The sequence below is a fragment of the Streptomyces sp. AC558_RSS880 genome (genome assembly GCF_019049255.1).
GTDB lineage: Bacteria > Actinomycetota > Actinomycetes > Streptomycetales > Streptomycetaceae > Streptomyces.
In genome coordinates this window covers 6,203-15,142 of the sequence record NZ_JAGMUJ010000205.1, presented here as the reverse complement: position 1 = coordinate 15,142, position 8,940 = coordinate 6,203, and the positions used below count along the sequence as shown (strand labels likewise).

The following is an 8,940-nucleotide window of genomic DNA, read 5'->3' as shown; positions in this document are numbered from 1 at the left end:
TTCCGCACGGTGCTGGAGGGGGTGTCGTACGCGGCCCCGCAGATCCCCGTCGTCTCCGATCTCACGGGTGAGGTCGCCGCGCCGGGTCAGCTGGAGGATCCGGAGTACTGGGTGCGCCAGGTCCGTGAACCGGTCCGCTTCGCCGACGGCGTCACCGCGCTCGCCGCCCAGGGCACCACCGCCTACGCCGAACTCGGCCCCGACGGCGTGGCCTGCGCGATGGCCCGCGAGACACTCGCCCCGCTGTCCGACCAGCCGGACCGGACGGGCGCCACGGTCGTGCCGTTGCTGCGCCGGGACCACCCCGAGACACGGACCGCGACCACCGCCCTGGCCGTCCTGCACACCGCCGGGATCCGCGTCGACTGGCCCGGCATCCTCGCCGCGCGCGGCGGCGGACGCGTGGACCTGCCGACGTTCGCCTTCCAGCGGCAGCACTACTGGCTCACCACCGGGCAGCCCGACCGCCGGCCCCGCACCGACCGGTCGGGCGACCCCGGCCCGGGGCGTTACACGATCCGCTGGCAGCCGGTCACCGAACCGCCCACCGTCAGACTGTCCGGCACCTGGCTGCTGGTGTCGTCCCGCGCGGACGACACCGGGCTCGCCGCGGCGTGCGGGCAGGCACTGGAGGAGCGCGGCGCGCACGTGACGCACCTCGCCGTGGACCCCGGCGCGCTGAACCGCGAGGCGCTGACCGCACGACTCGGCGAGCACACCGACGTCACGGGCGTCGTCTCCCTGCTGAGCCATGCGACGGGAGGCGCCGAGGAGCCGGGCGTCAGCGCCGGGCTGTCCGGGACGCTCGCCCTCGTCCAGGCCCTGTGCGACCTCGGCGTGAACACCCGCCTGTGGGCCCTGACGCGGGGCGCGGTGGCCACCGGCCCGTCCGACCCGCCGCGCCACGTCGAACAGGCCCAGATCTGGGGCCTCGGCCGCACGGTCGCCCTGGAGCACCCCGCCCTGTGGGGCGGTCTGGTCGACCTGCCCGACGCGCCCGACGCACAGGCCTGGACCCGGACCGCGGCGATGATCGCCGACGGCACCGAGGACCAGACAGCCGTGCGTCCCGCGGGCGTGTGGGCGCGGCGCCTGACCACCGCGCCCGCCGCCGGCCCGTCCGCCGACTGGCGGCCCGCCGGCCGGATCCTCGTCACCGGGGGCACGAGCGGCCTCGGCGCCCGGGTGGCCCGCTGGGCGGCCGAGCGCGGCGCCGACGACCTGGTGCTGGTCAGCCGGCGCGGGGCCGAGGCACCGGAGGCCGACCGGCTCGCGACCGACCTCGCCGCGCTCGGCGCGCGAGTGACCCTCGCCGCCTGCGACCTGGCCGACCGGGACGCGCTCGCCCGGCTCGTCGCCGGGGTGGAGGCCGACGGCCGACCGATCCGGGCCGTCGTCCACACCGCCGGGCTGGCCCAGGACCGCTCCGTCCTCGACACCGACCCGCGCGACTGCGCGGACGTCCTCGCCGGCAAGGCCGTGGGCGCCGCGAACCTCGACGCCGTGCTGGGCGACCGCCCGTTGGACGCCTTCGTGCTGTTCTCGTCGGTCGCCGGAGTATGGGGCGGCGGCGTGCAGGGCGCCTACGCCGCGGCCAACGCCGCCCTCGACGCGCTCGCCGAGCGACGCCGGGCGCGCGGACTGGCCGCCACCTCCATCGCCTGGGGACCGTGGGCCGAACACGGCATGGTCGGCGCGGAACGGGACGTACGACGACTCGCCCGCCGCGGCCTGCGCCCGCTCGGCACGGACGACGGCCTCGCCGCGCTCGCCCACGCCGTCGGGCGCCCCGAGGCGACGGTGGCCGTGGCGGACGTCGACTGGGAACGGTTCACCGCCGCCTTCACCGCGTTGCGGCCCAGCCCGCTGCTGAGCGCGTTCCAGCCGGCCGCCGCGCGACCCGCTCCCGACGCCGCGCCCGGCACACCGGCCGACTCCGCGCTCGGCCGCCGCCTCGCCGAGGCCCCGCCCGCCGACCGGCCCGCGCTCGCCCTGGACGCGGTGCGCACCCAGGTCGCGCAGGTCCTCGGGCACGGCTCGCCGCAGGCGATCGACGCCGACCGTGCCTTCCGCGACCTCGGTTTCGACTCGCTCACCGCGGTCGAACTGCGCGACCGGCTCAGCGCGCTGACCGGTTTCCCGCTCGCCGTCACCACCGTGTTCGACCATCCGACATGCGCCGCGCTGGCCGCGCACCTGTGCGAGGAGCTGGCGGGCGGGCAGCCGGCCACCGGCCTTCCGGCGCCGGTCGGCGCCCGGACCGCGTCCGACGAGCCGATCGCGATCGTGGGCATGGCCTGCCGGTTCCCCGGCGGTGTCGCCTCCCCCGAGGACCTGTGGCGGCTGGTCGCCGACGGCGGCGACGCCATCGGCCCGTTCCCGGCCGACCGCGGCTGGGACCTCACCGGCCTCTACCACCCCGACCCGGACCACCCCGGCACCTCGTACACCCGCCACGGCGGCTTCCTGTCCGGCGCCACCGAGTTCGACGCCGGCTTCTTCGGGATCTCGCCGCGTGAGGCGCTCGCCATGGACCCGCAGCAGCGGCTGCTCCTTGAGACGTCGTGGGAGGCGTTCGAGCGGGCCGGACTGGACCCGGCGGCACTCCGGGGCAGCGCCACCGGCGTCTTCGTGGGCGGCTCGCCCTCCGGCTACGCGACCGGCGCGGGTGCCGCCGACGGCGCCGAGGGCTACGCGCTGACCGGCAGCGCGGGCAGCGTCCTCTCCGGCCGGCTCGCCTACACCTACGGGCTGGAGGGCCCGGCGGTGACCGTGGACACCGCGTGCTCCTCCTCGCTGGTGGCGCTGCACCTGGCCGCGCAGGCGCTGCGCCGCGGCGAGTGCGGGACGGCCCTGGCCGCGGGCGTCGCCGTCATGGCCGTCCCGACGGGCTTCGTCGAGTTCAGCCGCCAGCGCGGACTGGCCGGGGACGGCCGCTGCAAGTCCTTCGCCGCGGCGGCCGACGGAACCGGCTGGTCCGAGGGCGCCGCCGTACTGCTCCTCGAACGGCTCTCCGACGCCCGCCGCAACGGGCACCGGGTGTGGGCGCTCGTCCGCGGCAGCGCCATCAACCAGGACGGCGCCAGCAACGGCCTCAGCGCCCCCAACGGCCTGGCCCAGCAGCGTGTCATCCGGCTCGCCCTGGCCGACGCCGGCCTGACGCCGGACCAGGTCGACGCGGTCGAGGCGCACGGCACCGGCACCTCGCTCGGCGACCCCATCGAGGCCCACGCGCTGATCGCCGCCTACGGCCGGGACCGGCCCGCCGACCGCCCGCTGCGGCTCGGCTCGGTGAAGTCCAACATCGGCCACGCGGCCGCCGCCGCCGGCCTGGCGGGCATGGTGAAGACGGTCATGGCGCTGCGGCACGCCACCCTGCCCAGAACCCTGCACGTCGACGAGCCCTCACCGCACATCGACTGGTCCGGCGGGGCGGTGGAACTGCTGACGGAGGCGACGCCCTGGCCGGACACGGGCCGGCCGCGCCGCGCCGGGGTCTCCTCGTTCGGGATCAGCGGCACCAACGCCCACGTGATCGTGGAACAGGCGCCCACGCAGGACACGGGGACGTCCGCCGAGGACCCGCCCGCCGGTCGGGAACACCGCCCCGAGCCGCTGCCGTACCTCCTGTCCGCCGGCACCGAACGCGACCTGCGCGCCGTCGCCGGACGGCTGCGCGACCACCTCGCCCGGCATCCCGCACTCGACCCGGCCGACATCGCGTTCTCCCTGGCCACCACCCGCGGCGTGCTCGCGCACCGCGCGGTGACCGTCGCCCGGGACCGGGACGGCCTGCTGCACGCCCTCGACGGCCTCGCCACGGGCGTGGCACGCCCCGGCGTCGCCGAGGGAACCGGCCCCGCCCGGCGACGCGTCGTGTTCGTCTTCCCCGGCCAGGGCTCCCAGTGGCCCGGGATGGCCGCCGGACTCCTCGCGGACTCCCCGCTGTTCGCCGAGCACATCGGCCGCTGCGAGACGGCACTCGCCCCGTACGTCGACTGGTCGCTGACCGACGTGCTGCGCGACCCCGCCGGCGACGCCCTGGAACGGGTGGACGTGGTGCAGCCCGCCCTGTGGGCCGTGATGGTCTCCCTGGCGGAACTCTGGCGCGCCCACGGTGTCCGGCCCGCAGCGGTCGTGGGTCACTCCCAGGGCGAGATCGCCGCCGCCTGCGTCGCCGGCGCGCTCACCCTCCAGGACGGCGCCAGGATCGTCGCCCTGCGCAGCAAGGCACTGCTCGACCTCGCCGACCGCGGCCTGATGGCGTCCCTCGCCCTGTCCCGGGCCGACGCCACCGAACGCATCGCCGCGTTCGACGGCCGCCTGTCCCTCGCGGCGGCCAACAGCCCCGGCCAGGTCGTCGTCTCCGGAGAACCCGAGGCCGTCCGGGCCCTGGCCGCCGAGGCCGACCGCGCCCGGATCCTCCCGGTGGACTACGCCTCCCACTCCGCCCACGTCGAGGAGATCCGCGACCGGCTCCTCACCGACCTCGCCACCGTCCGACCCGTCACCAGCCAGGTGCCGTTCCACTCCACGGTGACCGCGGGACCGCTGGACACCGCCGAACTGGACGCCGCGTACTGGTACACCAACCTCCGCAGCACCGTCCGCTTCGAGGAGACCGTCCGCGGCCTGCTGGAGCAGGGCCACGACGCGTTCCTCGACATGGGCCCGCACCCCACCCTGGTCAACCCGATCCAGGAGACGGCGGCGTCCCTCGGCGCGGACCACGCGGTCACCGGCAGCCTCCGCCGCGACCACGGCGGCCTCGAACGGTTCCTGCTCTCCCTCGGCGAGGCCGCCGTCCTCGGCGTCGCACCCGACTGGAACACCGTCTTCACCGGCCGGCCCCCCACCGTCGTCGACCTCCCGACCTACCCCTTCCACCGCAAGCGCTACTGGCTCGACCCGGCGGCCGGCACCGCCCCCGCGCACGGCACACCGGCCGGCGACCCGGCCGAGAACCGGTTCTGGGACCTGGTCGACGCCGAGGACCCGACGGCACTCGCCGACCTGCTCGGCGCCCCCGCCGGACCACCGTGGCACACCGTCCTGCCCGCCCTGCGCTCCTGGCGCCGCCGCGCCCACGAGCGGCGCACCGCCGACGACCGGCGCTACCGGGCCGTCTGGCAGCCCGCCCCCGACCTGCCCGCCGACCCCGCGGCACCCACCGCCTGGCTGGCCGTCGTCCCCGCCGCCCTCGCCACGGACGAGGAGACCACCGCCCTGACCACAGCCCTGGGCGACCACGGCCTGACCCTCACCACCCTCGTCGTCGACCCCGCCCGCACCGACCGGACACTGCTCGCCCACGCCCTCGAGGCCGCCCTGCCCGACGGCGCGGGACAGGCCGGCATCCTGTCGCTCCTCGCCCTCGACCCCACCGCCCACCCCGACCTGCCGGAGGTCTCGGCCGGACTCACGGCCACCCTGCTCCTCGTCCAGGCCGTCGCCGACCTCACCGCCGGCACCCGGGTGTGGTGCCTCACGCGCGGCGCCGTCGCCGTCGACGACGAACCGGCGCCCCGGGACGCCGAACAGGCCCGCCTGTGGGGCCTCGGCCGGGTCGCGGCACTCGAACTGCCCGACCGCTGGGGCGGCCTGGTCGACCTGCCGCACCAGCTCGGCGCCGACGGCGCCGGCCGGCTGCGCCAGGCCCTCACCAACGCGGCGCACGAGGACCAACTCGCCCTCCGCGCGACCGGGACCCTCGTACGCCGCATGGTCCGCGCCCCCCTGCCCGCCACCGCCCCCGTACGGGACTGGCGGCCGACCGGCACCGTCCTGATCACCGGCGGCACCGGGCCGCTGGAGACCCGGATCGCCCGCTGGCTGTCCGAACGCGGAGCCGAACACCTCGTCCTGGCCGGACGCGTCGACCCCGACGCGTCCGCCCGGATCGAGGCGGAGATCGGCACGCCCGCCACCCGGCTGACGTTCGCCGCGTGCGACCTGACCGACCGGCGGCAGGTGACCGACCTGCTGGACCGCCTCACCGCCGACGGCCACCGGATCACCGACCTGATGCACACGGCCGGCGACCCCGGCCTGGCCCCCCTGCACGACACCGCCCCCACGGCCCTCGCCCGCGTCCTGGCCGACAAGGCGCACAGCGCCCGACTCCTCGACGACCTCCTCGACCCGGCCCACCTGCGGACCGTCGTGCACTTCTCGTCCGTGGCCGCCTTCTGGGGCAGCGGTGAACACGGCGCCTACGCCGCCGCCAACGCCCACCTCGACGCCCTCGCCCAGCGGCACCGCGCCCAGGGCCGCCACGCCCTCTCCGTGGCCTGGCCGGTCTGGGACCTGCTGGCCGAGGCACACGCCACCGACGACCCCGAAGCCGCCCGCGCCGTCCGACGGATCGGCCTCGGCGGCCTGCGCCTGCTCGACCCGGCGCACGCCCTGACCGCGCTCCAGACCGCGCTCGACCACGACGACACCTGCGTGACCGTCGCCGACGTCGACTGGCCGGTCTTCACCTCCGCCTTCACCGCACAGCGCCCCAGCAGGCTGATCGACACGCTCCCCGAGGCCCGCGCCGCCCTGGCCGCCCTCGAGGAGGAGTCACGGCTGGCCGCCGACGCCGCCGACGACCTGCGCCGCGAACTGACCGGGCTGAGCGCCCCCGACCGCACCCACCGCCTGCTGGAACTGGTCCGCGCCCACACGGCCGCCGCCCTCGGCCACGACTCCGTCGACGAGATCCGCCCCGACCGCGCCTTCAGCGAACTCGGCTTCGAGTCCATCACCGCGGTCGACCTGCGCAACCGGCTCAACCGGCTCACCGGCCTCAGCCTGCCGGCCACGCTCCTCTTCGACCACCCGACCCCCCTCGCCCTCGTCGACCTGCTGCTCACCGAACTGCTGGAGGACGGCATGGCGGGCGCCGCCCACGTCCACGCGGAGATCGACCGTCTCGCCTCCGGCCTGGCCTCCGCCGTCGTCGGCGAGACCGACCGGACCAGCATCACCAAACGGCTCCAGACCCTGCTCACCACCTGGACCGCCACCACCGACACCGATACCGGCAACGGCTCCGACACCGGCGACGGCCCCCGGCCGCCCGCCGAACGGAGCGTCGCCGAGGAACTCGAAGCGGCCACCGACGACGAGATGCTGGCGTTCATCGACACCCGGCTGCGCCGCAACACCCCCGCCGGATGAACGCCATGAGCCACCCCGGCCCCACGAACACCGCGACCCCAGTACCGGAGGACTGCCGTGGCGAATGAAGAGACCCTTCGCGAGTACCTGAAGTGGGCCACGGCCGAACTGCACGACGCGCAACAGCGGATCGAGGAGCTCGAAGCCGCGGCCGGGACCGCCGAACCCGTCGCGATCGTCGGCATGGCCTGCCGCTTCCCCGGCGGCGTCGCCTCCCCGCAGGACCTGTGGGACCTCGTGGAGCGCGGCCACGACGCGATCGGACCCCTGCCGCAGGACCGCGGCTGGGACCTCGACCGCCTCTACCACCCCGACCCGGACCACCCCGGCACCATCTACACCGCGTCCGGCGGCTTCCTCTCCGACGCGGCCGGCTTCGACGCCGGCTTCTTCGGGATCTCCCCGCGCGAGGCGCTCGCCATGGACCCGCAGCAGCGGCTGCTCCTCGAGACCTCCTGGGAGGCGTTCGAGAACGCCGGGATCGTCCCCGCCGACCTGCGCGGCAGCCAGACCGGCGTGTTCATGGGCACCAACAACCTGGAGTACGGCTGGACGTCCGGCAGGGTGCCCGACGAGTACGCCGGACACCTCACCACCGGCACGGCCGCGGCCGTCGTCTCCGGCCGCCTGTCCTACCTGTACGGGCTCGAGGGCCCCGCCGTGACCGTGGACACGGCCTGCTCGTCCTCCCTGGTCGCCCTCCACCTCGCCGTCCAGGCGCTGCGCGGCGAGGAGTGCACGCTGGCCCTCGTCGGCGGCGTCACGGTGCTGTCGTCACCCGGCCAGTTCCTCGGCTTCAGCGCCCAGCACGGACTGGCGGAGGACGGCCGCTGCAAGGCGTTCGCCGAGACGGCCGACGGCATGGGACTCGCCGACGGCGTGGGCGTCCTGCTCGTCGAGCGGCTGTCGGACGCCGAACGCAACGGTCACCGCGTGCTGGCGGTGGTCCGGGGCAGCGCGGTCAACCAGGACGGCGCCAGCAACGGCCTCACCGCGCCGAACGGCCCCTCCCAGCAGCGCGTCATCCGACTCGCCCTGGCCAACGCCGGTCTGTCGGCCGCCGACGTCGACGCGGTGGAGGCACACGGCACCGGCACCCGGCTCGGCGACCCCATCGAGGCACAGGCCCTCCTCACCACCTACGGTCAGAGCCGCCCCGCCGACCGGCCGCTGTGGCTCGGCTCGGTCAAGAGCAACATCGGGCACACCGGCGCCGCCGCCGGCGTCGCGGGCCTCATCAAGACGGTCCAGGCGATCCGCGCCGGCACATTGCCGAAAACCCTCCACGCCGAGCAGCGCTCGACCCGGATCGACTGGTCGGCGGGTGCGGTGGAGTTGCTGACCGAGGCGCGGGAGTGGCCGGAGGTGGGGGGTCGTCCGCGTCGGGCGGCGGTGTCGTCCTTCGGTATCAGTGGGACGAATGCGCATGTGATCGTGGAGCAGGCTCCGGAGGTTGTCGGGGCGGGGTCTGGGGTGCCGGGCCGGCATGGGGTGTTGCCGTTTGTGGTGTCGGGTCGGTCGGATGCGGCGTTGCGGGGGCAGGCGGGTCGGCTGGCCGGGTTCGTGGGCGGGCGGGACGGTCTGGATCTTGCGGTGGTGGCGTCGGCGTTGGTGGGGTCGCGGTCGGTGCTGGAGCAGCGGGGGGTGGTGCTGGCGGCCGGGCGTGAGGAGCTGACGGCGGGGTTGGCGGCGCTGGGCGCGGGGGAGCAGGCGCCGGGTGTGGTGACGGGCGGGGCACGGTCCTCGGGCCGGGCGGTGTTCGTTTTCCCGGGT

General features: G+C 76.1%; 2 protein-coding genes. Both read left to right on the top strand.

The features are described 5' to 3' along the window. The first annotated feature begins 21 nt into the window (after window positions 1-21). Window positions 22-7,167 (top strand): type I polyketide synthase, encoded by a 7,146-nt coding sequence (locus tag KUM38_RS42725; RefSeq protein ID WP_217137229.1) that lies wholly within the window; start codon window positions 22-24, stop codon window positions 7,165-7,167. A 57-nt stretch (window positions 7,168-7,224) separates the two neighbouring features. Next, window positions 7,225-8,940 (top strand): beta-ketoacyl synthase N-terminal-like domain-containing protein (locus tag KUM38_RS40905; RefSeq protein WP_308409163.1); only part of this gene is annotated, 1,716 nt, incomplete at its 3' end.